21 protein-coding genes, 1 pseudogene and 1 riboswitch are annotated in these 24,818 nt (G+C 51.7%); of the genes and pseudogenes, 14 read left to right on the top strand and 8 right to left on the bottom strand.

What is annotated here, in order from left to right; genetic code table 11:
* Positions 1–85: 85 nt before the first annotated feature.
* The 5 genes and pseudogenes from THEAM_RS09880 to THEAM_RS09490 form a co-directional block, all read left to right on the top strand.
* Positions 86–130, top strand: a pseudogene (locus THEAM_RS09880) (hypothetical protein); the annotation flags it as partial.
* Positions 131–448: 318 nt separating this feature from the next.
* A complete protein-coding gene (infB, locus tag THEAM_RS07815) occupies positions 449–2,683 on the top strand; it encodes a translation initiation factor IF-2 (protein ID WP_425478111.1) in 2,235 nt (744 codons plus the stop codon).
* On the top strand, positions 2,683–2,952 hold the full coding sequence (locus THEAM_RS07820; protein WP_013538294.1) for a hypothetical protein: 270 nt from the start codon (positions 2,683–2,685) through the stop codon (positions 2,950–2,952). Before infB ends, THEAM_RS07820 begins: the two co-directional genes overlap by 1 nt.
* Before the next feature lie 10 nt (positions 2,953–2,962).
* Positions 2,963–3,892 (top strand): 1-phosphofructokinase family hexose kinase, encoded by a 930-nt coding sequence (locus THEAM_RS07825; RefSeq protein WP_013538295.1) that lies wholly within the window; start codon positions 2,963–2,965, stop codon positions 3,890–3,892.
* Between the two features lie 18 nt (positions 3,893–3,910).
* The gene (locus THEAM_RS09490; RefSeq protein ID WP_013538296.1) at positions 3,911–4,948 is read left to right on the top strand and encodes a GGDEF domain-containing protein; all 1,038 of its coding nucleotides are present in this window, start codon (positions 3,911–3,913) and stop codon (positions 4,946–4,948) included.
* Positions 4,949–4,959: 11 nt separating this feature from the next.
* Here THEAM_RS09490 and THEAM_RS07835 read toward each other — a convergent pair whose 3' ends face one another.
* The 6 genes from THEAM_RS07835 to THEAM_RS07860 all read right to left on the bottom strand — a co-directional run bounded on the left by THEAM_RS07835 (position 4,960) and on the right by THEAM_RS07860 (position 11,512).
* Positions 4,960–5,994 (bottom strand): ribonucleotide-diphosphate reductase subunit beta, encoded by a 1,035-nt coding sequence (locus THEAM_RS07835; protein WP_343122263.1) that lies wholly within the window; start codon positions 5,992–5,994, stop codon positions 4,960–4,962.
* Between the two features lie 37 nt (positions 5,995–6,031).
* Complete coding sequence (locus tag THEAM_RS07840) at positions 6,032–7,099, bottom strand: PIN domain-containing protein (protein ID WP_013538298.1); 1,068 nt, start codon at positions 7,097–7,099, stop codon at positions 6,032–6,034.
* 216 nt (positions 7,100–7,315) lie between these two features.
* Positions 7,316–9,610: a ribonucleoside-diphosphate reductase subunit alpha gene (locus tag THEAM_RS07845; protein WP_013538299.1), complete on the bottom strand. Its 2,295-nt coding sequence runs from the start codon at positions 9,608–9,610 to the stop codon at positions 7,316–7,318.
* Between the two features lie 242 nt (positions 9,611–9,852).
* Complete coding sequence (tpx, locus tag THEAM_RS07850) at positions 9,853–10,359, bottom strand: thiol peroxidase (protein WP_013538300.1); 507 nt, start codon at positions 10,357–10,359, stop codon at positions 9,853–9,855.
* A 92-nt stretch (positions 10,360–10,451) separates the two neighbouring features.
* Entirely contained in the window at positions 10,452–11,240 is a 789-nt protein-coding gene (locus THEAM_RS07855) for a class I SAM-dependent methyltransferase (protein WP_013538301.1), read from the bottom strand.
* A complete protein-coding gene (locus THEAM_RS07860) occupies positions 11,240–11,512 on the bottom strand; it encodes a GNAT family N-acetyltransferase (RefSeq protein ID WP_013538302.1) in 273 nt (90 codons plus the stop codon). The genes THEAM_RS07855 and THEAM_RS07860 overlap by 1 nt, the downstream gene beginning before the upstream one ends.
* A gap of 90 nt (positions 11,513–11,602) precedes the next feature.
* Between THEAM_RS07860 and THEAM_RS09825 the strand changes: the two genes are divergently transcribed.
* The 9 genes from THEAM_RS09825 to THEAM_RS07905 all read left to right on the top strand — a co-directional run bounded on the left by THEAM_RS09825 (position 11,603) and on the right by THEAM_RS07905 (position 20,966).
* Positions 11,603–11,725: a hypothetical protein gene (locus THEAM_RS09825; RefSeq protein ID WP_013538303.1), complete on the top strand. Its 123-nt coding sequence runs from the start codon at positions 11,603–11,605 to the stop codon at positions 11,723–11,725.
* Positions 11,726–11,943: 218 nt separating this feature from the next.
* Positions 11,944–12,711 (top strand): oxygen-binding di-iron domain-containing protein, encoded by a 768-nt coding sequence (locus THEAM_RS07865; protein WP_013538304.1) that lies wholly within the window; start codon positions 11,944–11,946, stop codon positions 12,709–12,711.
* Positions 12,684–13,436 carry a methyl-accepting chemotaxis protein gene (locus THEAM_RS07870; RefSeq protein WP_013538305.1) on the top strand — a complete coding sequence of 251 codons (753 nt, stop codon included), beginning with the start codon at positions 12,684–12,686 and terminating at the stop codon, positions 13,434–13,436. Before THEAM_RS07865 ends, THEAM_RS07870 begins: the two co-directional genes overlap by 28 nt.
* A gap of 32 nt (positions 13,437–13,468) precedes the next feature.
* Positions 13,469–13,657, top strand: a riboswitch (cobalamin riboswitch).
* Positions 13,658–13,780: 123 nt separating this feature from the next.
* A complete protein-coding gene (gene metE / locus THEAM_RS07880) occupies positions 13,781–15,943 on the top strand; it encodes a 5-methyltetrahydropteroyltriglutamate--homocysteine S-methyltransferase (RefSeq protein WP_013538306.1) in 2,163 nt (720 codons plus the stop codon).
* A gap of 99 nt (positions 15,944–16,042) precedes the next feature.
* On the top strand, positions 16,043–16,702 hold the full coding sequence (locus THEAM_RS07885) for a radical SAM protein (protein WP_013538307.1): 660 nt from the start codon (positions 16,043–16,045) through the stop codon (positions 16,700–16,702).
* Complete coding sequence (gene nrdD / locus THEAM_RS07890; RefSeq protein WP_049767044.1) at positions 16,699–18,252, top strand: anaerobic ribonucleoside-triphosphate reductase; 1,554 nt, start codon at positions 16,699–16,701, stop codon at positions 18,250–18,252. Before THEAM_RS07885 ends, nrdD (THEAM_RS07890) begins: the two co-directional genes overlap by 4 nt.
* Positions 18,242–18,769, top strand: coding sequence for an anaerobic ribonucleoside-triphosphate reductase (gene nrdD, locus THEAM_RS07895; RefSeq protein ID WP_041439570.1), 528 nt, complete (start codon positions 18,242–18,244; stop codon positions 18,767–18,769). Before nrdD (THEAM_RS07890) ends, nrdD (THEAM_RS07895) begins: the two co-directional genes overlap by 11 nt.
* 71 nt (positions 18,770–18,840) lie before the next feature.
* Positions 18,841–19,908: a L,D-transpeptidase family protein gene (locus tag THEAM_RS07900; RefSeq protein WP_013538308.1), complete on the top strand. Its 1,068-nt coding sequence runs from the start codon at positions 18,841–18,843 to the stop codon at positions 19,906–19,908.
* A complete protein-coding gene (locus THEAM_RS07905; RefSeq protein ID WP_013538309.1) occupies positions 19,878–20,966 on the top strand; it encodes a M99 family carboxypeptidase catalytic domain-containing protein in 1,089 nt (362 codons plus the stop codon). The genes THEAM_RS07900 and THEAM_RS07905 overlap by 31 nt, the downstream gene beginning before the upstream one ends.
* 23 nt (positions 20,967–20,989) lie before the next feature.
* Here the strand turns inward: THEAM_RS07905 and THEAM_RS09495 are convergent, their stop codons facing one another.
* Both THEAM_RS09495 and carB read right to left on the bottom strand, forming a co-directional pair.
* Complete coding sequence (locus tag THEAM_RS09495) at positions 20,990–21,550, bottom strand: acyl-CoA thioesterase (RefSeq protein ID WP_013538310.1); 561 nt, start codon at positions 21,548–21,550, stop codon at positions 20,990–20,992.
* Positions 21,550–24,771, bottom strand: a complete 3,222-nt coding sequence (gene carB / locus THEAM_RS07915) for a carbamoyl-phosphate synthase large subunit (RefSeq protein WP_013538311.1) — start codon at positions 24,769–24,771, stop codon at positions 21,550–21,552. The genes THEAM_RS09495 and carB overlap by 1 nt, the downstream gene beginning before the upstream one ends.
* Positions 24,772–24,818: the final 47 nt, after the last annotated feature.

Consider the following 24,818-nt stretch of genomic DNA (forward strand, 5'->3'; position numbering starts at 1 on the left):
CAGCCGTATATATTAAGGCTTAACCGTTTCGGGAGGTTCCGTTTTGGCAAGAGTCAGAGTTCACCAACTTGCAAAAGAGCTCGGTATGTCCTCAAAGGAGCTCATAGAGCGCCTGAAGGAAGAGCTTGATATACACGTTAAAAGCGCCTCCTCCGGACTCGACGAGCGTCAAGTTATGCTCATAAAAGAGTTTATAAAACCCGTTGAGGTTAAAAAAGAGGAGCCCAAGAAAGAAGAGGCCCCGAAGGCACAAGCTCCAGTCGAAAAGGCCCAAGCGGAGAAAGCAGAAGTTAAGGAAGCTCCCGCTCAGCCGCAGGCTCAGGCCCAACCGGAGAAGCCTGTAGCCGCCAAAGAGGCTCAACCAAAGCAGGAGAAAAGGGAAGAGCCCCAACAGCCTAAAGAACCTCAAAGGGAAGAGAGAAGGGAGGAGCGCAAGAAACGCTCCGACGTGAGGATCCTATCACCCGAAGAGCTTGCAAAGCGCAGGCGCAGAAGGCGCAAACCCATAAGGAGAGAAGAAGGCGAAAGAGGCGAAAGGAAAGAGGGCAGACCTTCTCGTGAGAGGAGGGAAAGGCCGAGAAGACCGGAAAGGAGAAGGCCTCAACAGGAGACAGTTACAAGGGAGCAGCTTGAAAAGCTCGTAGCCTCCACTCAACCCCAGCAACACACAAAAGAGAAAGGGAAACCCAAGAGCGAAGAGGAGATTCTCGCCCAGAGGAAGCGTGAGCAGAAGGAGCTCGAGGACCAGAAAAAGTTCGAAGAGCTTATGCGCAAAATAGAGGAGAAAAACAGGGCCAAGAGGAAAAAACGTAAGAAGAAAAAGAAAGAGGACCAAGTAGAAGAGGTTCCCTTCGAGGAGCTCTCTGAAGAGGAGCAGCTCCAAAGGCTCATAGAGGAAGAAGAGCGGGCGAGAACGGTTGTAATACCGGAAGTAATCTCCGTTAGGGAGTTTGCCGAGAAGCTCGGCGTTGAGCCCAACCAGGTACTCCAGGACCTCATATCCCTCGGAAAGTTCGTAGCGATAAACCAGCCGATAGACTTTGAAACTGCCGCCAAAGTTGCAGAAAAGTACGACAAAGTTGTGAAGCTGGAAGGGGCAGAAGAGGAAGAAGCAGCACTTGAGGCAGAACTCGCAGAAACCCCAGACAGAGAGGAAGACCTTAAGCCCCGCCCGCCGATTATCACGGTTATGGGCCACGTAGACCACGGAAAGACAACCCTCTTAGACTACATAAGGAACACAAAAGTTGCCGAAAGAGAGGCCGGCGGTATAACCCAGCACATAGGTGCCTCCGTTGTAGAGGCCCAAACAAGTGAAGGGAAGAAGACCCTCGTATTCTTAGACACCCCCGGCCACGAGGCCTTTACCGCCATGAGGGCAAGGGGTGCCCAAGTTACAGATATAGCCGTTCTCGTTGTAGCCGCAGACGACGGCGTTATGCCCCAAACAATAGAGGCCATAAACCACGCAAAAGCCGCAGGGGTTCCCATAATCGTTGCAATAAACAAAATCGACAAGCCGGGAGCAAACCCTGAGAGGGTTAAGCAGGAGCTCACACAGCACGGCCTAATCCCCGAAGACTGGGGCGGAGATACAGTAATGGTTCCCGTATCGGCAAAAACCGGAGAGGGCGTAGACGAGCTCCTCGAGATGATTGCCCTTCAGGCCGAGCTGATGGAGCTCAAGGCGAACCCCAACAAACCCGCAAGGGGAGTTGTCCTTGAGGCGAAGCTGGACAAAAAGAGGGGACCGGTTGCAACCTTACTGGTTCAACAGGGAACCCTGAAAGTGGGAGATCCGGTAGTTGCCGGCCTGTACGCCGGAAAGATAAGGGCCATGTTCGACGATAAAGGCAGGCCCGTTAAAGAGGCCGGGCCCTCTATGCCCGTGGAAGTTCTGGGCCTTGAGAACGTTCCGATGGCCGGAGACAAGTTCTACGTTGTAGAGAGCCTCGAGAAGGCCCGTCAGATTGCCGAAAAGAGGCAAGAGCTTGCAAGACAATCGGCCCTTGAAAAGGAGAAGAGGGTATCCCTTGAGGAACTCTTCTCCAAGATGCAGGCAGGCGAGGTTAAGGAGCTCAACATAGTTCTAAAGGCCGACGCTCAGGGCTCTATAGAGGCGATACGCAAGTCCCTTGAGGAGCTCTCCAACGACGAGGTTAAAGTTCAGGTTATCCACGCAGGAGTGGGCCCGATAACCGAAAACGACATCATGCTTGCAGCGGCCTCTAACGCCATAGTTATAGGCTTTAACGTCCGTCCGGACTCTGCAGCAAGGAAAGCAGCAGAGAGGGAGAAAGTAGACGTTAGGACCTACAGGGTCATCTACGACATCGTAGACGAAGTTAAAAAGGCGATGCAGGGTCTCCTTGAACCTGAGGAGAAAGAGGTATACCTGGGCTCTGCTGAAGTCAGGGCAACCTTTAAGGTTCCGAAGGTTGGAACCGTGGCCGGCTGTTACGTCCGCGACGGCGTAATCAGGAGAAACGCAAATGTAAGGCTGGTAAGGGACGGCGTTGTAATCTACGAAGGTAAAATCGCCTCCCTCAAGAGGTTCAAAGACGACGTTAAAGAGGTTCAGGCCGGATACGAGTGCGGCGTAGGACTGGAGAACTTCAACGACATAAAGGTGGGCGACGTTATAGAGTGTTATACTATTGAAAAGGTTAAGCGAGAGCTTTAATGGAACGGATAAAGCAAGAGCTTCAATCCGCATACAACAGGCACCGCAGAGAGGGCCTCTCCCACGAGGAGGCCCTCTCCAGGGCCATTGTTGAGGTAAGGGAGAAGCACGACAGCGATAGCTTCAAAAGGGCTCTGGAAGAGTTTTTAAACTCCTTCAAACCGGAAAACCTTACGGAGGCAGACCCGGTTACGGCACTAATAGAGGCGGCCTACGAAGAGTATGAGCTCCTCTTGCCGAAAGTTAAGGCCCTCTTCAAACGCAAGTAAAGAGGTAACCATGATTCTCTCGCTCTGCCCCAACCCCAGCCTCGATGTCTACTACTACACCCAAGCCCTCAAAGAGGACGACACAACACGGGTCGAAAACCCATTTCTGTCTCCCGGAGGCAAGGGGGTAAACGCCGCAAGGGTAATTGCCCGCTTCTGCCAGGACTCCTACCTTGCACTCCCTTTGGGAGGCTGCACCGGCGAGTGTATAAAGGGAATGCTGGAAGAGGAAGGGGTAAACTCGATAATAGTCGAAACAACATCCACAACAAGGGTTAACACCATACTGGAGCAGAGGGCAAAGGGAAAACACATACTACTTGCAGCAAGGGGAGAGCCCCTTACCCAGGAGGAGCAGGAGAAACTGAACAGGGCGGTGTGTTGGGAGCTGGAACCCAGGGTTTTAATCTTGGGAGGAAGCGTCCCTCCCCACCTACCGAATACCTACTACCGGGAGATAATCCTAAACTACCGGGGCTCCGAAACGAAAATCGTTGTTGACGCAGACGGGGAGCTCTTGAAGAAAGCCGTAGAGGCGGCTCCCTTCGCGATAAAACCCAACAAACATGAACTCGAGAGGCTCGTAGGCAGACCCCTCATGGAAACCAAAGACTTCGTTAAAGCCGCAAAAGAGGTGGTAGAGACCGGCCCCGAAGTGGTAATAGTGAGCCTCGGGGAGTTCGGCGCAATCTGCGTAACCGAGGAAAAAGCCTTTAGGGTAATCCCCCCGAAAGTTGAGGTTAAAAACACGGTGGGAGCCGGAGACTCCCTTGTTGGAGGGTTTGCCTACGCGATTTACTCCGGAGAGCCCCTGGAAAGGGCCGTGGCCTTCGGGGTTGCCTGCGGAACGGCAACAGTTACGAGAGAGGGGACGAAGCTCTGCACCCCCGAGCTAGTAGAGGAAATCCTCAGGAAAACCGCAGTAGAGGAGATAAACTAAACCCTATTACGTTAAGCGATGATTGAGGAGTTTGAGTTAAAAGTAAGAGAGAAAGGGTTCATAATATTCTCCGTTTTGGCAATCCTCTTCCTGTCGGCATTCGGTGCCTTCAACTCCCTCCACTCGAGCCTGCTTGGCCTGTTTGAAATATTGACTGCAACAATCCTGGCCTTGAACCTAACCTTTTTCCTCTTCTCCAAGGACTTCCAGCTGGCCTCAAACATCTTCCTGGCCACGCTGGTAATATTCTTCCCGCTACTTACCGTAATAAGCGGCACCTACAACACAGGTATCTTCTGGATATACCTCTTTCCGCTGATAATCTCGTTTTTCAAGCGTCCAAAGGAGGCCCTCAAGTGGATAGGGGCCTTCACGGCGATACTGCTCCTGATACTGGTTCTCAACTACTTCAGGATAATCAAGCTCCCCTACTCCAGCGAAGCCCTCAACCAGGCCCTTGTGGTCTACTTCGCCGTTTCGATAATTGCCTACTTTCACTCAAAGCTGACAACAGAGCTGCTAAACAACATCCATAAAATGGCGGTTAGAGACCCTCTAACAGGGCTTTACAACAGGGCATTTGCCCTCTCCTACCTGAGTCAGGAACTCGAGAAGCTGAAAAGGGGCGAGCTTCAGAACGTCTGCCTGGCCTACGTAGACCTGGACAACTTCAAACTCGTAAACGACCTCCTCGGCCACCAGGTAGGAGACATGGTCCTGAGCGACGTTGCAGACATCCTTCAAAACTCCTTCAGGCGGAGCGACCTTGTGGCCAGGCTGGGCGGAGACGAGTTCGTGGTAATCTGCACCAACTGCAACACGGAGAAGATAGAGAGCAGACTGAAGAGCGTAAAAAACCACATAGAGGAGCGCTACAGGAAGTTCAACCTCTCGATGAGCTACGGGCTGGCAAGCGCCCCCCAGGACGGCAAGGAGGCAGAGCACCTCATCAAGATAGCAGACGAGAAGATGTACAGGTTCAAGAAGGAGAACAAGAAGAGGCTCAGGCACCACGAAGGCGCTCAGGAGTTAAGGGAAGGGGAGAGCCCCCTGTAAACAGGGGACCTCTAAATTTCATCCCACCCTTCAACGGCGTTTGCCTGGTTGTAGCTCGTAACGGTGGCCTCAAAGAAGTTTGCCTTAACGTTTGCCTCTCCGCCCGTATCGGCAATCCTCTCAAGGTGCTCGTAGGGGTTGCCCCTGTCGGGGAATATGGGTTCAAGACCGAGGGCCTTAAGGCGCTTATTGGCTATGTAGAAGGTGTAGTCCTCTATAGACTGCTCGTTCATTCCGAGGATTTTGTTCCCTATAACCTTCTTGCTGAACCGCTGCTCCTGGTCAACGGCTATCCTGAACATGTCGTAAATCTTGTCCTTCGTCAGGTACTTCTTAAAGCCCTCGTCTGTAAGGTCTTTCATGAAGTGCTCAAAGAGGATAACGTGGGTAAGCTCGTCCCTGTTTATGTAGCGGATTATGTCGGCAGTTCCCTGCATCAAGTTCCTTGATGCAAGGTTGTAGAAGAACATAAAACCGTTGTAGAAGTAAAGCCCTTCAAGGAGGTAGTTGCCTATGAGAACCTCTCCGTAGTTCTCAAGGGTGGGTTCCTCGAGGAACTTCTGGTAGATGTCCGCAATGTATTTATTCCTCTCAAAGAGAATCGGGTCCTTTTTCCACCAGTAGTAAACCTCTTCCCGCTTCTCGGCGGGAACAACGCTCTCTATCGTGTAGCCGTAGCTCTGGGAGTGAATCGCCTCCTGGTAGGCGTGTATAGAAAGGTCAATCGTAATTTCGGGGGCCTTAACGTAGGCGGCTATGTTGGGTATGTTGGTAGTCTGAATGGAATCTAAGAAAACCAGAAAGGAGAGAATCTCATCGTAAGCCTGACGCTCATCGTCGGTCAGCTCTTTATAGTCTTGAACGTCCTGGGTGAGGTCAACGGTCTCGGGTATCCAGAAGTTGGCCATCATAACCCTGTAGAGCTTCGTGGCCCAGGGGTACTTAATAACGTTCAGGTTGAAGATGTTCGTGGTGTTCCCCTTGAGGATTCCCCTCTTTGCGGGGTCGTCGTTTCCTTCCGGGTTGAAAATCGGACGGGGTTTCATCAACTCTTTTCTAAGGTCGGCCATTAGACCTCCGAGGCTAGTTTGTAGATCTGAACTTGAATGTCCCTATTATAACCCCGTCTTTCTCTCCTTGGCACTCAAAGACAATCTCAGGATGGCGGGGAAGTTCCTCTTCAACAACCTTCTTAAGATATTGATTTGCAGTCATTTCATCTATTCCAAGATTCCATCTTGGCAACCAATTTTTGATTATAAGACCGGTTTTAGCATAACCATTTTTTACAAGCCAACCCCTAAGCCCCTTAATTAATTTCTCTTTGAAAACAACGTACACATCCCTCTCTCTTCCATTTCTATTTAGGTTTTTAACTTTATCTATTAGAACCACAAGCTCAGATTTAAGAGAAACCTTCTCAGTCACGATGTTTTTCAAACCCTCCAAATATTTCAAGTCCTTATCATTAGGATAAGCATTAATATCCCCGTTCTCTATCAAGTTCAAGTAGGCCGAAAGGCCATTTTTCAACGTTCTAATCGTGTAATCGCGGTTCTCATCCCCATCATTCAAAAACCATATCTCGCCAGAATTAAGAGTCCTCAAGTAGATAGAGTTTATCCTTCCTTCAAAGGAGGCAAGGATAATGGACAATCCCGTGTGCTCTTTAAGCCATCTTATTGCAGGATAAAGGTCTATATCACAAGTTGCTATAACAACAGCGTCCACGGGTATCCTCTTTATCAACAAATCTTCTATTACCGAAAGGACCAAAGCTACATCTGCTGCATTTTTACCCTTCCCCTTTTTTGAAGAGGGTATAAAAGGATTATGAGTTACGGCTCCAACCTCTTGTACTATATGTGTTAAAGGAGGGGATATACGAGCTTGATAGGGCAAATTGTGATACTCAGCAAATATTTTGATACATCGCGAGTCTTGGTATATATCCTCTCCACCTCCTGTAAAAATAATTCCGTTCTTTAATAGTTTTAGGAATTCTGGTATTAATAGTTTCAATAACTGGGCCTGAAAAGGAGAGAGTTCATTCCTGTCTTTTCCAGGAGCCATTTGATAGATTGAGAGAAGAGCACCATATATATTGTCGAAATCAACGTATATAGCCGTTTTTATTCGTCTTTCTTCCAAATATCCCCCTTTAACAAGAGAGGTAAGGGGAGGAGGACCTCCCCTTGCAATGGAGATAACTCCCTACCTAATAGATAATGGTGAGGGGGTGAACCCCTCAACTGGTAGTGGTGGGGAGGTGAACTCCCCAGCTATTGATTTATAGTAGTTTACTCTCCAGCTTCTGCTTTAATAATAACACTAACCATAGAAGCTCATCATTAAAGTTTTTAAACATCAGTTGGCGCAGGCGATACACTCCTGCTTTTCAAGGGCGGCCTGAGAGTCCCTCTGAACGGTTCTTACGTAGTAAACGGTTTTTATGCCCTTCTCCCAGGCGTAGAGGAAGGTTTCGTAAATGTCCCTTGCCCTTATGCCGAGGTTCAGGTTGAACAGAAGCTCCATAGAGATACCGCTGTCTACCCACTTCTGAATGGTGGAGATAACGTCTATAACTTCCTTCTGGTCCATTGTTTTGCTTTCCCTGTAGAACCAGAACTTCTCCTTCAGGTAGGGCGGGCATATGGGAACGGCCTGCTTCTGGTTTTTGTCTATGTAGAACCTGCTGAAAGGCGGAAGAACCCCCGGCGTTGCTCCCTGGAGCAGTCCCGAGCTGGTGTTCGGGGCTATGGCAAAGAGCTGACCGTTCCTGATTCCGTAAGTTTTGAGCTTCGAGAGGAGCTTCAGCCACTTCTCTTTAAGGGAAGTTTTCTCAAGAAGGTAACCGGCGTCTTTACCGATGATTATCCCCTTGCTCCAGTCGGAACCTTCGAAAAGAGGGAAGGCTCCCCTCTCCTTTGCAAGGTTCACGCTTTCGTCGATTCCGTAGTAGGCGATTTTCTCGTAGAGCTCGTCTATAACGGCAAGGGACTGCCTTCCGTAGGGAATCTCCCTCTTTGCAAGGTAGTCTGCAAGCCCCAGGGTCCCTATACCTATAGTCCTATAGCGCCTGTTGTGGAGCTCGCTCTCAGGGATAGGAGAGGAGGTGAGCTCTATGGTGTTATCGAGAATTCTCACCGCGGCCCTTACGGCCTCTTCAAGCTCTTCGTCGTTTTCTATGTTGGCAAGGTTCACAGAGAGCAGGTTACAGGTGTGGACGAGGCCGCACTCCTCAACTTCGTTGATGATGCGTTTACCGTCGGTGTAGGTCTTAAACCCTTTAGAGGGCCTGAAGTTTGAGAAGCTCTCCATACAGAGGTTCCCGTTCCCGATGTAGCCGTCGTGCTTCAAGGGGTTAAGGCGGTTGGCAGTATCTTTGAAGAAGATGTAGGGAAGACCCGTGGCCACCTGGGTTTTCAGAATCTCCTTGAAGAGCTCCCTTGCCTTTACCCTCTTCTTCAGCCTCAGCTTGTCGCTCTCGGCCTCTACGTGGGTGTAGGCCTTCTCGAACTCGTCCCCCCAGAGCTCGTAGAGCCTGTAGCCGAACTTCCGCTCTACCTCGTAAGGGTCAACCAGCAGCCACTCCTGGTTCAGCTTTACCCTCTCCATGAAGAGGTCGGGGATTACAAGCTGGGGGAATATGTCGAAAGCCTTACGCCTTAAGTCTCCGTTTTCGGTTTTGAGCTCGAGAAAGTCGTAAACGTCTAAGTGCCACACGTCAAGGGCAACCGTTACGGCTCCCGCCCTTTTGCCCTCTTGGTTAACGGCAACTGCAACGTCGTTGAGGATTTTCACCCAGGGGACAACGCCGCCGCTTGCGCCGAAAACCTTCTTTATCCAGGAGCCTTGGGCCCTTATGCGGGAGAGGTTAACTCCAACGCCGCCGGCCCTCTTTGAAATCTGGGCAACCTGGTTGGCCGTGTACATTATGGAGTCGAGGTTGTCGTCCATTGCGGTTATGAAGCAGGAGGAGAGGTTACCGTTCGGGCGGCGCAAGTTTATGAGAATCGGCGTTGCAAGGGAGAGCTTCTTCCCCGCTATAAGGTCGTAAAACTTCTTAACAAAAGCCATCCTCTTCTCTTTGGGCTCGTTAATGGCCAGCATAAGGGCAATGGTCATGAACATCTCCTGGGGAAGCTCAAAGGGGGTATCCTCGTAGATGCAGAGGTAACGCCGGGCGAGGAGGTTGGCCCCTGCGTAGTCGTAGAGGAAGTCGTAAGACTGTTTTATGTAGTCGCCCGCCTCTACGAGCTCTTCCTCGGAGTACTTTTCAAGAAGCTCCTTCGTGTAAAGGCCTTTATCCACAAGGTCTTTAACAACCTTTAAATACTCCTCTCCCCCGCCAACGTAGGCGAGCTTACTGGTTCCCCTCTTTATAGAGACCTCCTTGTAGAGGTTGAATATGAAGAGCCTGCCTGCCAGAATCCGCCAGTCGGGCTCCTCGGGGGTTGTTAGAGAAAGGGCGGTGTTTATAACCGCTTCGTGTATCTGCCTCGTTGTTATGCCGTCGAAGAAGTGGAGCTTGAGCTTGGCCTCCAGCTTCAGAGTATTAACGGCCAGCCCTTGGGCAGCCCAGTTGATAACCTTCCTGATTTTCTCGATGGAGAGCGGCTCCCTGTCCCCTTTCCGCTTAACTACCGTTATCCTGGTCATGGCACCTCCCGATTGTTACCCCATCTATTTAACGGCAGCCGGGGTCTCCTTTTCAAGTGGGGAGCGGAGTAGACCCTGATTCTGGCTGTTATTAAGAAGCCGATTAAATTCGCTTTTTAGAATTTTAAATCTATTTCAAAACCTTCCTCTCTTTGTCTTAAGGGCACTTCAGGTTCAACAGGGGGGAGCAGTAGGGAGGGTTACAAAATTTTCCCGCCCCCTTCAAGGAGGCGGGGAAGAGATTAAAGAACGCTCTTAAGGGCAGAGAGGACTTCGTCGTAGTTGGGCTCCTGGGTGATTTCCGGAACCAGCTGCTTGTAGCAGACCTTTCCGCTCTTATCTACGATAAACACGGCCCTTGCAAGGAGTCCCTTAAGGGCACCCTCGGCAATGAGAACGCCGAACTTCTCCATGTCGCGGTACCTGAAGTCGGAGGCAACGTCTACGTTGGAGACGTTGAAGCTCTCGCAGAAGCGCTTCTCGGCAAAGGGAAGGTCCATAGAAACAACGGTAACGTCTACATCAAGGTCCTTGAGCATCTCGTTGAACTTCCTCGTCTCCGTTTCACACACGGGGGTATCGAGTGAGGGAACGGTGATGATAAGCTGAACCTTCTCCTTCTTGCCGCCGATTTGCTTCTCCAACAGGTCGCTCTTTACAACGCAGGCAACGGGAGCTTCATCTCCCACGTTAACAACGGGCCCGGCAAGGGTTACGGGGTTTCCTTTCAAAGTTACAGTTTCGGCCATACCTCCTCCTCAATCGGTTTTGTTTTCCCGATAACTTTAATAAAAAAGTTTCGGAGTTTCAAGAGGAAATCGAGCCTTAACGATAACAGTTACTACTTATGAAGCTCCTTCACCAAATACTCCACCCTCGTAGAGCTGGGCTGCGGCTCGTAGTCTGCCAAAAAGGGGAAGAGCTCCCTAACCCCCTTGTTCACCTTTATAACGACCCTTCGCCTCGCCACCCGCTCTGCTTCCCTGAGAAGCTCGGGAGTAACAAACCCTTTAGGTGCAACCTCCCTAAACGGCATCATAACGTCGCACTTCCACTTGGGCTTAACGAACATCGGAGAGAAGTAAACAACGTCGAAGGAGTTATCGGGCTGAGTCTTCAAAAAGATCAGGTTATCAGAGAGCACGGGCTTTACCAGGGAGAAGGCAAACTCCGCCTGCTTGAGCTTCCCTTCGGGCTTGTAGCTCTTAAGGCCCCTCTTCACTATCTCGTAGATAACCGGGTCTATCTCCACGCCCACAACCGGCCTCTTCGTGACAAAGGCCGAAAGGAGGGCGTCCTGGGCAAGGCCGAGGTTACAGTCGAGAACCGAGTCTCCCTCCCCTATGCCCATGGCCTCTACCATGGCCTCACGGCCCCCCGAAAGGTAACTGAGAAGCCTGATTTTAAACAGCCCCGGGTGGAAGAAGAGCTTCTGCCCCTTCAAGGTGTGAAGGGTAAGGTTGTGGTCGTTGCCCACAACGAGAACCGCCCTGCCGAACTCCCTCCTGATGCTGTTTACCGTTCTGTGCCTGCGCTTAACAAAGGGGGCGTTCAGCCTTTCCGCAAGGGTCTTTGCGTCTTCAACAACTTCCGGTTTCGGCCTTCGGTCTGTGGTAACTACAACCTCCATCACCTCTCCACTATTAAGTCCGGCCTCTTTCTCTCGAGGAACTTTCTGGTATAGGAGCACAGGGGGTAGATTCTGTAGCCGTTAGAGTCGGCCCACTTCACAAGCTCGGCGGTAAGTTTTCCGGCTATCCCCTTACCCCTGTGGCTCTCGGGAACAAAAGTAGTGCTTACAACAACAACTTTTTCACTCTCCTCAACGCCGAAAGTTATAAAGGCCTCCTGTCCGTCCTCCAGGAAGGCGACAACCCTACCCTTCTCAACCTCTATTTTCACGGCAACCTCCCTGTTAAAACTTGACCGATTGAACCGATAATACTAATATAGAATTTGTTAGGCCCTCAACTAAATTCCGACGAGGGGGAGATGTCTTTAACCGCCATATTCTTAATCACACTCTCCTTTACGGTGCTCTGGTACGGTCTTGAAGAGCTCTACGAAGTGCTGGACTCGGTTTTAGAGGAAAAGAAGAAAAACTTTAAATTTTAGTTTTTTAACTAAAATCACATCTCCTCCTCCGCTCCCTCTTTTAACCGCAAAAACGGTGAATCACAAAATTAACCGCCCTCGCTACTCTCCAATCAGTTTCTTCTATTATCAAATATAAATAGAATCTTTTAAAGTTATCCCTACACAATTAAAGAATCAAGGACTATAATAGTGAATCAAGATTTTTAGATTTTAAGCGAAGAGCTAAGGAGTCTGTTATGGCGCTTCCCAAAAAGCTGAAACCCAACGCAGACGCGGTTCTCTATTCCGACAGCAGACACACGGTTGTTTACCTCGGAACGAAGGGAGCACAAGAGGGTTCGGTAGACGTCCTCTCCTACCTGGTTATAAGCGACGGAGAGGGGCTGATAGTGGACCCGGGAGGCTACCACCTCTTTCCACAACTGGTTCAGAAGGTTTGTAAGTATACCTCCCTTGAGTCTATAAAGTTCCTCTACTTCTGCCACCAAGACCCGGACGTGTGCGGCTCAATCCCCATGTGGAAGGAGGTGTGCCCCCAGGCCAAAATAGCGATAGGGGAGCTCTGGGTTCGGTTCCTGCCCCACTTCGGGGTTGAGGATATAGAGAAAAACGCCTTTCCCATACCCTCCGAGGGAGCAACCATACCGGTCGGGAAAATAGGGGTTAAAGCTATTCCGGCCCACTACCTTCACTCTCCGAACCACTTTACCCTTTACGACCCCATAAGCAGGTTCCTCTTCAGCGGCGATATCGGGATAGCGCTCGGCAACTTTAACTACCTTGTGGTTGAAGACTGGATAAAGCACATGGAGTTCCTCTACGGCCCCCACAAGCTCCTTATGGCAAACAACAAAGCGGTAAGGGCTTGGCTTAAAAGGGTGGAGAAGCTGGAACTGGAGGCGATTCTGCCCCAGCACGGCGCCCTGATTCCCAAAGAGCACGTTAAAAACTTCTTTAAGTTCTTGGAGAACCTGAAATGCGGAACAGACCTGATATCCCTGTAGAGGTACTCGAGGCCCTTTCGGACCTTGAAAGGAGCGTTCTGTCGCTGAGTAAAACTTCCCAAACTGTGAACAAGCTGGTAAGCGATGTGGAGAGAACGCTCCTGAAAAACAGCGAGAACATGGAGAGGGATATTCAGACCCTAAGCGAAATTTCCCGGAACTTTCAGAAGTTTATGGAAGACTTTAAACCGATAGTGGAAGAGCTTTCAAGGGCTTCGGTTGAGTACCGGAAGCTCATAGAGAACATGAGCCACATAAACCGCCAGCTCTATAGCATAGAGAACATAGCCTCCCACATAGAGCTGGTTGCCATAAACGCCTCTATAGAGGCCTCGAGGGCAGGAGAGAGCGGCAGAACGTTTGCCATTGTTGCCAACGAGATACGGGATATGGCAAAGAAAACGTTCAAAATCCTCCACGAGATTAAGGAGCTCGAAAGGGAGATTGAGCCGACGCTGAAGAACATCCAGGGAAACATAGAGGCGATGGAGGAGGTGAGGAAGAAGCTCGACACCCTCGTTAACGACATCAACCGGGTTATTAAGATATCGGACGAGTTGGGAGAGGTTAACCGGCAACAGAGCGAGATAATAAAAGAGTTAAAGGGGCTGTCGGGGATTTCCAAGGCCTTAGAGAGGGTGTTCTCGGTTTTAAGCGGCGCCAAGGAGAGGGTGGCAAAGGGGATTGTAAAGCTCTCTGCGACTTTAAGGGGGAGGGGAAGTTAGGCCCCTTTGTTGCCTTTTACGGAAAACTCTTTAAAATTGACACCGTCACGGGTGAACGGGAAGTCCGGTGAGAGTCCGGCGCTGTCCTCGCAACCGTGAGCAGGCAAAAACTCGGGGGGTTTAACCACTGGGAAGGAAAGGTGATAAGCCGCCTTCCTGGGAAGGTTAAACCCTTTAAGAAGCCTGCGAGCCGGGAGACCGGCCCGTGATGGGTAGGTGAACACCTACCCCTTCGCGTCCTGCGGGGGTTCGGGACGCGGGAAAGAGAAGGGGTTTCCTTTTTCTTTTTCCCGCCGTTGAACCGCCTGCAGGCGTTTAAACCCAAAACGCCGCAGGAGGTAAGTATGATCAAAACCTACGCTTACGGCTTCCCGAGGCTCGGGAAGCAGAGGGAGTTCAAGAGGCTCATTGAAGGTTTTTGGGCCGGAAAAGTAACGGAAGAGGAGCTTCTAACCGGCATCGAGAAGCTCAACAAGAAGAGGGAGGAGAGCTACGCAGCCCACGTAGACAACTTCCCCCGGGGGGAGATGACCCTTTACGACCCCATGCTCGACACGGCGCTCATCCTCGGGCTTTACAGGGCCGAGAGCCTGGAGGAGTACTTCCAGCTGTGCAGGGGCAAAAACGCCCTGGAGATGACAAAGTGGTTCAACACCAACTACCACTATTTGGTTCCGGACTTTGAGGGCAAGCGGCCCCAGTTTAAGGCGACGGTTCCGGTGTGGGACAGGCATAAAGGGGTTAAGAGGAACGCACACCTGATAGGCCCGCTTACGTTTCTGAAGCTTTCAAAGAACCTGCCCGAGGGGGCCTTCGGGGAGCTCCTTAAAGAGGTTGCAAAAACCCTCGTTGACTACGCCGTAGAGAGGGGATTTGAGTCGATTCACCTCGACGACCCGGCCTTCGTTCTTGAGCTAAGTAAAGAGGAGTGGAAGGCTGTAGAGGAAGCCTACGGCGAGTTTGAGAGGTTCCCCGGAGATGTAAACCTCTTCACCTACTACGACAGCGTAGATAACCTTGCCGGGCTGTTTGAGCTTCCCGTCTCCGGCGTAGGCGTTGACCTTGTCCACGACCGCGGAGAGAACCTAAAGCAGCTCAAAACGGTAGAGCCGGGCGGCAAGAAGCTCTTTGCCGGGGTTATAGATGGAAGAAACGTCTGGAGGGCAGACCTCACCGCTAAAAGGGCCCTTTTAGCGGAGCTTGCCGAAAGGTTTGAGGTTGTTGCAACAAACGCCGCCCCCCTCTTTCACCTGCCGGTGAGCCTCGCCGGAGCAACGCTGCCCGAAGGACTCCTTGAAAAAGTTGCCTTCGCAGAGGAGAAGCTGAAAGAGCTCAGCCTTATAGCTAAGGGAAGCGACCAGGAGCTTAACAGCTGGAGCAAAGGCGTAGGAAGCTCTTTCGGCGAGCTCAAAGAGGTGAGGGAGAGGGTTCAAAACCTCAAGGAGGAGGACTTCGAGAGGAAGCCCGCCTACAGCGAGAGGGTGAAGAAGCAGCAGGAGGTCCTGAAGCTCCCCCTCTTCCCAACAACCACAATAGGCTCCTTCCCCCAAACGGAGGAGGTAAGGAGGGTAAGGCTCCTCTACAGGAAGGGGAAGCTCTCCCAAGAGGACTACGACACCTTCATCAGGGGTGAAATCGCAAAGGCCATACAGATTCAGGAAGAGCTGGGACTGGACGTTTTCGTCCACGGGGAGTTTGAAAGGACCGACATGGTTGAGTTCTTCGCCGAGAAGATGAAGGGCATAGCAACAACCGGCAACGGCTGGGTAATCTCATACGGAACCAGGTGCTACAGGCCTCCAATCATCTACGGAGATGTAGACAGAGAAGGTCCTATGACTATAAAGGAGATTGCCTTTGCCCAGAGCCTCACCGATAAACCGGTGAAGGGAATGCTCACCGGACCCGTAACGATAATCGCCTGGAGCTTCGTAAGGGAAGACATCCCCACCGAAGAGGTAGCCTACCAGATAGCCCTCGCCCTTAAAGACGAGATAGCCGACTACGAAAAGGCGGGAATAAAAATCGTTCAGATAGACGAGCCCGCCATAAGGGAGAAGGCCCCGATAAAGAGACGCAACTGGGATGACTACTTCAGGTGGGCGGTCAGGTCGTTTAGGCTCTGCCACAGCTCGGTTAAGCCCGAAACCCAGATTCACACCCACATGTGTTACTCGGAGTTTGGCGAAATTATGGAGTACATACTCCAGATGGACTTCGACGTTATCTCGATAGAGGCCACCCGCTCTAAGGGCGACATAATAGAGGCATTCGAGAAGGTGAACTTCGACAGGCAGATAGGCCTCGGGGTGTGGGATATCCACTCACCCTACGTCCCCACCGTTGAGGAGATGAAGGAGATAGTGGAAAGGGCTCTCAAAGTCATCCCCAAAGAGAACTTCTGGATTAACCCCGACTGCGGCCTGAAAACAAGGCGCTGGGAAGAGGTTATACCGGCTCTGAGGAACCTTGTAGCCCTTGCAAAGGAGCTGAGGGAAGAACAATAACAACAGTCCCTTACTGCCGAGGAGGTCCTTCGCGGGGCCTCCCTTTTTCAGATATTCAGTGTTAAATTAATATCTCATCAACCCATCCCAGGAGGAGCGGTGGCTTCCTCCCCGTTCGTCAAAACCGACATTCCCACATCGTTTAAAGACCATCCCGGGGTCCTGTCGGCTCTACTCTACACCCCTTTAAGGCTGTGTAACCTGAACTGCTACCACTGCCACAACAAACACCTGGCACCGAAAGAGTACGAGAGGTTTAACTACGGGGAGTTGGAGGAGAAGCTCTCCCTCTGTAAACTGCTCGGGGTGGAGCTGGTAATAGTTTCCGGAGGAGAGCCCACCCTTGAGCCCCGACTCGAGGAGGGGTTAAAGTTCATAAAAGAAAAAGGCTTCCCCGTAAGGCTCGACACAAATGGAACAGAGCCCGAGAGGGTTGAAAAACTGGCCCAAAATAGGTTAATAGACGGCGTGGCCCTCGATGTTAAGATTCCCCTCCTCGATGAGTATACCCCTCACCAGCTCAAACGCTTTAAGAGAGTGCTTTTTTCGAGGGAGGATTTAGAGGATTCAGAAGTTTACAACTATGTGAATAGAGTGAAGTTAACAATAGAGGTCTTAAAGCGATACTCGTTGCCCTTCACGCTCCTGCGCACCGTTGAATACCCCCTGCTAACCGACGAGGACAAGGAGCTGATAAGGGGAAGTCTAAAATCTTTCCCGCACCAGTTTAACCCTTTCTACCCTGTGGAGGCGGAATGAACAAGTACTTCAAGCTGATAGACCTCTTCATCGATAACGACGACATCTCGAGGAACAACGCAAACTTCGTCCGCGGAATACCGGTTCTGGAGCACGTTGTAGTCGGCGAGGTTATGAAGGACTACCTCTTCGACGTTATCTACAAGGGACTCCCGGTTAGAATCCACCACGAGGAAGGGTGGGCCTATCAACACCAAACCTACAGGCTCAGCGCCTACTGCATAGGGCTCTCGGCAAAAGACATCGCCTACTACGGACTCCAGAGCAACGCAAAGAACGAAAGGAGGGCAGCACCCCCAAAAAGGCTGGAAACGCTCTTTATGCAGTGTGCCAACCTCATCTGCCTCATAGCACAGGAGGTCTCGGGGGCAACCTCTCTGAACGACCTCTCCACGGTGGCTGCAGGTTACCTCTACTACCTGGAAAAGGAGGGTAAAAAGAGCTACTCCGACTACGAGCTTGAAAACCTGTGGCAGGAGTTTCTGTACAACATCAACCTGCCCTTCAGGAGCGGTAACTCTCCGTTTTCAAATATCACCCTCGATTTTGGTAAGCCCAACAGCAGGCTCAAAGACGAGCCGGTGGTTTACGCCGGGAAGCTCCTTAACTACACCTACAGCCAGATTCCGGCCCACTATTTCGACCGGGTAAACATCGCCTTTATAAAAGCGATGAGAAAGGGAGATGCCGACGGCAATCCCTTTACCTTTCCCCTGATAACGGTAAACGTAACAGAGGACTTCGACAGGAACAACCCGGCCTGGAAGATGCTACTTAAAGAGAGCGAGTACTTCGGAGGCTTTTACGTTCAGAACTACTTAAAAGAGCCGTTCACCAAGCCCTCAAAGTACAAGGAGAAAAACCCCTACATAAAGCCCTTCGACGAGGGGATGATTTACAGCAACTGCTGCAGAATGCTCTTCGACATCTCCCAGGTTGAAGCTGTAACCGGCTCAAACCCCTTCCACTCGGGAAGCGGAGTAGGCGGCATAGGCGTTTACGCCATAAATATGAACAGGCTCCTGTTCCTGGCAAAGGACAACTTCGACTTTCTGAAGAGAATGATAGATTACACAATGGAGGTTGGGGCAAAGGCCCTACAGAGGAAGAGGGAATGGCTCAGGAAACACTGGAAAGACCTCTTCCCCTACCTCTCCTTCTACCAGAAGGACGACCGTTCGCTGTTTAACATATTCTCGGTTGTGGGCGTGCACGAAGGTATGATAAACGCAGGCTTCAAAGATGGACTCTTCAACGAGGAGGCCAAGGATTACGCCCACCAGATAGCCCAGTACCTTTACGAGAAGCTCTATCAGTTTATGGAGAGGGACAAGGTCCTCTACTCCCTTGAGTACGCACCCAGTGAGAACGCCGCCTGTAAGATGGCACAGAAAGACCTCGCCTTTGCAAAGGCCCTTGAAGAGGTTATAAACGGAGATAGAACGCCGGATATATCGGGCGACCCTAAACTCAACGAGTTTATCCGGGAAGCAGTTAACGCATTCGGAGAAGAACTCTTTTTAAGGGTGGAGGTTCCAGATGAAGTGTAAAGTGAAGGCAAGGATGTTCGTTAACGGCGACCCCCAGACCGGCAGGGTGTTTCTGACTTCGGGCTTTCAGGCTCCCTTCCAGGAGGGAGACCTTCTGAAACAGATAGACGTAAACGCCCACTTCCAGAGCTACGCAACCGGCGGCAGCATAATGCACCTGTTTACCGCCGAGGAGATGGAGCCTCACGAGCAGGAGAGGCTCATTTTCGGCATCATAAAGAACTTCCCGATTCAGTACCTAACGAAAACCCCGTTCCTGACAACTTGCAACTCCTGCGGACACAAAATGGTGGGGAAGAAGAGGGAGTGTGAAAGGTGCGGCTCCGACGATGTAACGCTCTGGTCTCGCCCAATCGGCTACTTCAGGCCGGTAATGAGGGGGAAGGTAAGCAAAGACTTTAAAAACGCCCAACACCTGTTCTGGCTCTCTTCGAGAATAGAGGACTTTGCAACGAGAAAAGAGGTAACAAAGCAAGACCTTGAAGAGATAGTAGACGAGCTTCACTCCATTATTTAAAAACCCTTCAACCCTCCAGCCCTCCTTCCGATAAAATAAGAGCGCAGGAAGGAACGGCTGGAGGCACCAGTATGTTAAGAGCCATTCTCTTGGCCCTCCTGATTACGCTAACAGCTCTTTCGCCGGGAAGGGGAACAACCCTTACGGAAATAGTGGAAAACTTAGGGGTTTGGTCCGTTCCCAAACTTGAGCAGGAGATAAGGAAGCTCCCCCAGGAAGAGAGACTCAAACTTCAACTCCTGCTCCTAACCTACGCCGGAGACAGCAAAAAGGCGAAGGAGCTCCTCTCCAAGCTTTACAACACAAAGCTGGTGGCAAACGTCCTTGAGCTCCCAAGAGACCTTCACGCCATTGTTGTAGATAAGACAAACGAGGTCCTCTACGTAATAAGAATGGAAAACGGCGTCCCCTTTATAGTCAGGAAGTTCCCCTGCATAACCGGAAAGCGGCCGGGAGATAAGCTCGAAGAGGGAGACCAGAGAACCCCCGAAGGAATTTACTTTCCGATGTACTGGGAGACAAACCTCCCGCCGATATACGGCATAGGCGCCTTCCCCCTCAACTACCCCAACCTTCTCGATAGGAAAATCCTGAAGAGGAACGGACACGGCATCTGGATTCACGGAACGAACAACCCCAACCGTCCGCCCCACAGCACAAACGGCTGCATCGTTCTGAAGAACGAGTACCTGCGGGAGCTCAAAAAACTGATAGTTCCCAAGAGAACCCCCGTAGTTGTTGTCTCCCACCTTGCCTACGCAACAAAGCCCGAGTTCCTCAAAGAGCAGAGGTCGATAATAAACTTCGTCCTGAAGTGGAAAAGGGCCTGGGAGAACACCCCCAAAAGCTTAAAGCCCTACTTTGAGTGCTACTCCAAACACTTCGTTTGGGAAAGGGGCGGCTTAAAGGAGTGGATAGCCCACAAAGAGCGGGTAACAAAACATAAAAGGTGGATAAAGATTTCAATCTCCGACCTGTGTGCAATGAAAGACGGAAGGCTACTCCAATTTGGTAATCTATATGTAGTGAGGATGCGGCTGAAGTACCGCTCCAACAACTACAACTCAATAACCAACAAGGTGCTATACATAATCAAGGAAGGTGGAAGATGGAAAATCCTGGGAGAAGAGAACTTGTAAAGGGCCTAATCTTTAGCGTCCCGTTGCTCGCGGCCCTTAAAAGTGAGGCACTTGCGTCCCCAGGAAGGGGAGCACTCATAGAGCTTCCCCCCTTCCCCTTCCAGGAGACGCACCTACAGGGGGAGAGAAAAGGGGGCCGCATCCTGGTTGTAGGAGGCATCCACGGAAACGAGCCGGGGGCCTACACTGCGGCCGAAATCCTCCGAACCGTTAAGGTGAAAAGGGGTGAGCTTTTCATCGCCCCGAGGAGCAACTTCGTCTCGATTCTCGCCGACAAAAGGGGCTACAACGGCGACATGAACAGGAAGTTCGGCCCCTTATCGAAAAAAGACCCAGACTACAAAAGGGTCCAAGACCTAAAAGAGTTCATAGGGAACGTTAAACCCGACATACTCCTAACGCTCCACGACGGGTACGGCTTCCACTCTGTGAACCCGAGAGCCTGGGGCCAGTGCATAGTCATAGACGCCGAAGAGCACAACGGCTTCCCCTTAGGGAAAGAGGCAAGGGCCGTTTCAAAGGCCGTTAATAGGTCCATACACAAAAGGGAGTGGCGAATCCCCGTTTACAACACCAGGACCTTTGCCGCAGACACAAAACACCCGGAGCAGAGGCGCTCCCTCACCTACTACTGCCTGACAAAGCCGAAAGTTCCAGCCATCTGCCTCGAGGTCTCAAAGCAGCTGCCGAACCTTGAAACGAAGGTAAAGTTCCACCTTATGATGCTAAAGGAGTTCTTCAAACTCCACGGCGTAGAGATTGAGCCGAGCTTCGACTACCTCATAGCAAATGTAGAGCGACTCGTTAACCCGAAACGCACCTACACGGTAGACCTCCTGATAAACGGAAGGCACGTATCCGTAAGCTCTTCAAGGACCTTTAAAGTACCGAAGGGCAGCCGAGTAAAGTTCTTAAGCTTCCACGGCAGCGACGGAACAAACGCCGTTTCGTTCGACGTAAACCTGAACCTGAGAAGAGTGGCAATAAGGAGAAGAATAGCCTTTACGGTTAAAGACGACTTTAGAAAAGTATTCTCGGTTCGCTTCGAAGTTGTTTAGAAAGGGGGCCTACCGGCCCCTTCTTAGTTATCCTTCCCCTCCGTTCTCTCGATTATGAAGTTCTTCAGCTTCTGAGTCACATCCTCCTGAGGCTGGGCCTGCTGGGGCTGCTGCTGTCCCTCCTCGTCTTTGGGGGGCTCCCCGGTGATAACACCCTTCTCCTTTAAGATGTTAAACACCTCCTTTCCGAAGGAAACGGGCCTGCCCTGAGGGTCTATGAAGATGTGCTGGGTAAAACCGACAGCCAGAACAACGTCGTCTCTGAGCACCCTGTAGTCGAACCTTATGCCCCTTGTGCCGATATTGGTGATGGCGGTCTCAAGGGTTATGAGGTCGTCGTAGACAACGGGAGCCATGTAGCGACAGGCCGCCTCAACAACCGGCATGAGTATCTGCTTCTGCTGGAGAATCTGCCTGTACTCAATACCGAGGGCCCTGAAAAGCTCTGTTCTTCCCCTCTCAAAGAGCTCGAAGAACCTGGAGTAGTACATAACGCCGTAGGCGTCAACTTCGGCCATAGAAACCCTGTAGGGCATACTTCCCACAACAACTTGAGGCTGCTGTTCCTTCTTCTCCTCGGCCATTACTTCCCTCCGTAGTAGTCTTGAAGTGGTTTAACGTTGAGGCTACCCTTCCTCATGGCGGAGATGGCCCTTACGGCCATTTCTGCACCACGAACAGTTGTGTAGTAGGGAATTCCGTAGTTAACCGCAAGACGCCTTATACTGTAGGCGTCCCTCTTGGAGCGGGTGCCGGTGGGGGTGTTTATTATGAGGCACACCTCTCCGTTCTTAATGAGGTCGCCTATGTTGGGCCTCCTGCCCTCCTGCAGCTTGTAAACCAGCTCAACGGGTATCCCCTTCTCCCTGAGGAACCTGTAGGTTCCCTCGGTGGAGACAATTTTAAAGCCCATATCTGCAAGCTGTTTGGCAACGGAGTAAATTTTGGGCTTGTCTTTGTCTTTTACGCTTATGAAGACCTTACCGCAGGAAGGGTCGAGGGGAAGCCTTGAGCCGGCGGCAAGCTGGGCCTTGTAAAAGGCTATACCTACGTCGGGGTCTATTCCCATCACCTCGCCGGTGGACTTCATCTCCGGCCCCAGAACGGGGTCGACTTCGGGGAAGCGGTTGAAGGGGAATACCGCCTCCTTTACCGAGTAGTACTCGGGCTCAACCTCTTTAACGCCCAGTTCCCTGAGCTTCTTACCCATGGCAACTTTTGTTGCCACCTTCGCAAGGGGAATACCGGTTGCCTTACTGACGAAGGGAACGGTTCTTGAGGCCCTGGGGTTAACCTCTATTATGTAGATTTCGCCGTCTTTAACGGCAAACTGTATGTTGATAAGCCCCTTAACGTTCAGCTCAAGGGCTATTTTGCGGGTTATCTCCTTGATTTTCTCAACGATGTCCCTGCTCACGGAGAAGGTGGGCAGAACGCAGGCGCTGTCTCCGGAGTGGATGCCGGCCTCCTCTATGTGCTCCATAACGCCGCCTATAACAACCTCTTCACCGTCGGCAACGGCGTCTACGTCGAACTCAACGGCGTCTTCAAGGAATTTGTCTATGAGAACCGGCTTTTCCTCGGAGACCTCTACGGCCTCGGCCATATACTGGCGAAGCTCCTCCATAGAGTAAACGATTCTCATGGCCCTCCCGCCGAGAACGTACGAGGGCCTCATGAGGACGGGAAAGCCTATCTCCTGGGCAATCTTCTCGGCCTCCTCAAGGGAGCGGGCAATCCCGGAAGGGGGCTGCTTGAGGCCGAGGCGGTTGAGAAGCTCCCTGAAACGCTCCCTATCCTCCGCTATATCTATGCTCTCGGAAGAGGTTCCCAGTATCTTAACCCCTTCCCTCTCAAGGGGAACAGAAAGCTTCAGGGGCGTTTGCCCGCCGAACTGAACAACAACTCCTAAGGGCTTCTCCTTTTCCACAACGTTAAGGGCATCTTCAAGGGTAAGGGGTTCAAAGAAGAGCTTGTCGGAGGTATCGTAGTCGGTAGAAACGGTCTCGGGGTTACAGTTAACCATGTGGGCCTCGTAACCGAGCTCCCTGAGCGCCCAAACGGCGTGAACGCAGCAGTAATCGAACTCAACACCCTGACCTATCCGGTTGGGCCCCGAGCCGAAAACGGTAACCTTCTCCTTCTTCGACGGGTTGGCCTCACACTCCCTGCCGTCGTAGGTGGAGTAGTAGTAGGGGGTGTAGGCCTCAAACTCGCCTGCACAGGTGTCAACGGTTTTGTAAAGGACGGGAGCAAGGCTCTTTCTCTTCTCCCTAACGGCCTTCTCGGTGGTCCCCAAGAGAGACGCTATCTCCCTGTCGGAGAAGCCCCACTTCTTGGCCCACTTTAAAAGCTCCCCGGGAACAGTATCTACGGTGTGCTTCTTAAGCTCCCCTTCAAGCTCTACAAGCTGCCTGATGTTGTGGAGGAACCACCTGTCTATCCTGCTGAGCTCGTAGAGTTTCTCCAGGCTCCAGCCCCGCCTGAAGGCCTCGGCTATGTACCAAATCCTGTCGGCGTTGGGAACGGCTATCCTGCTCTCAAGCTCTGAGTCGGAGAGCCTCTCCACCCCCTTCATGGTCAGGCCGTAGCGGCCTATCTCAAGGGAGCGAACGGCCTTAAGTAGAGCCTCCTTGAAGGTCCTGCCTATGGCCATAACCTCGCCCACCGACTTCATCCTGGTGGTGAGGGTGGAGTCGGCCTCGGGGAACTTCTCAAAGGCCCAGCGGGGGAACTTAACAACGCAGTAGTCTATCGCCGGCTCAAAAGAGGCGGGGGTTTTCTTCGTTATGTCGTTGGGAAGCTCGTCGAGGGTGTAGCCGACTGCCAACTTCGCGGCGATTTTCGCAATAGGGAAGCCCGTCGCCTTAGAGGCAAGGGCAGACGAGCGGGAAACCCGGGGGTTCATCTCTATCACTATAACCCTGCCGTTTTCAGGGTTAACCGCAAACTGAACGTTTGAGCCGCCGGTTTCAACGCCTATCTCCCTGATTATGGCGATGGCGGCGTCCCTCAGAACTTGGTACTCCTTATCGGTAAGGGTTTGGGCCGGAGCAACCGTTATGGAATCCCCGGTGTGAACCCCCATAGGGTCAACGTTCTCTATGGAACAGATGATTACAACGTTGTCGTTGAGGTCCCTCATGACCTCAAGCTCATACTCCTTCCAGCCGAGAACGCTCTCCTCGATGAGGATTTCGCTTACAGGTGAGGCGGCAAGACCCTTTTTGGCAATCTCCTTAAACTCCTCGATGTTGTAGGCAACACCTCCTCCCTCGCCCCCGAGGGTGAAGGCGGGGCGGATAATTGCCGGAAGTCCCACCTCTTTAACAACTTCAAGGGCCTCCTCAAGGGTGTGGGCGGTTCCGCTCTTCGGAACCTCAAGGCCGATTTTGAGCATGGCCTCTTTAAACAGCTCCCTGTCCTCGGCCTTCTTTATCGCCTCTACCTTTGCCCCTATCAGCTCAACGCCGTACTTTTCAAGAATACCGGCCTCGTGGAGTTTAACGGCCAGGTTCAGCGCCGTCTGGCCTCCAACGGTCGGAAGGAGAGCGTCGGGCCGCTCTTTCTCTATAATCTTCTCAAGGACTTCAACGGTTAGGGGCTCTATGTAAGTCCTATCGGCTATGTCGGGGTCGGTCATAATTGTTGCAGGGTTTGAGTTTACGAGGACTACCTGGTAGCCTTCTTCCTTTAAAGCCTTGCAGGCCTGGGTTCCCGAATAGTCGAACTCGGCAGCCTGACCTATGACTATGGGCCCGGAGCCGATTATCAGAATCTTCCTGAGGTCGGTTCTCTTAGGCAAGGGCGCCCTCCAGAGCAGAGTTTGAGTGTAATTTTATACTCTGAAGA

It is taken from the genome of Thermovibrio ammonificans HB-1 (assembly GCF_000185805.1).
GTDB classification, from domain to species: Bacteria; Aquificota; Aquificia; order Desulfurobacteriales; family Desulfurobacteriaceae; genus Thermovibrio; species Thermovibrio ammonificans.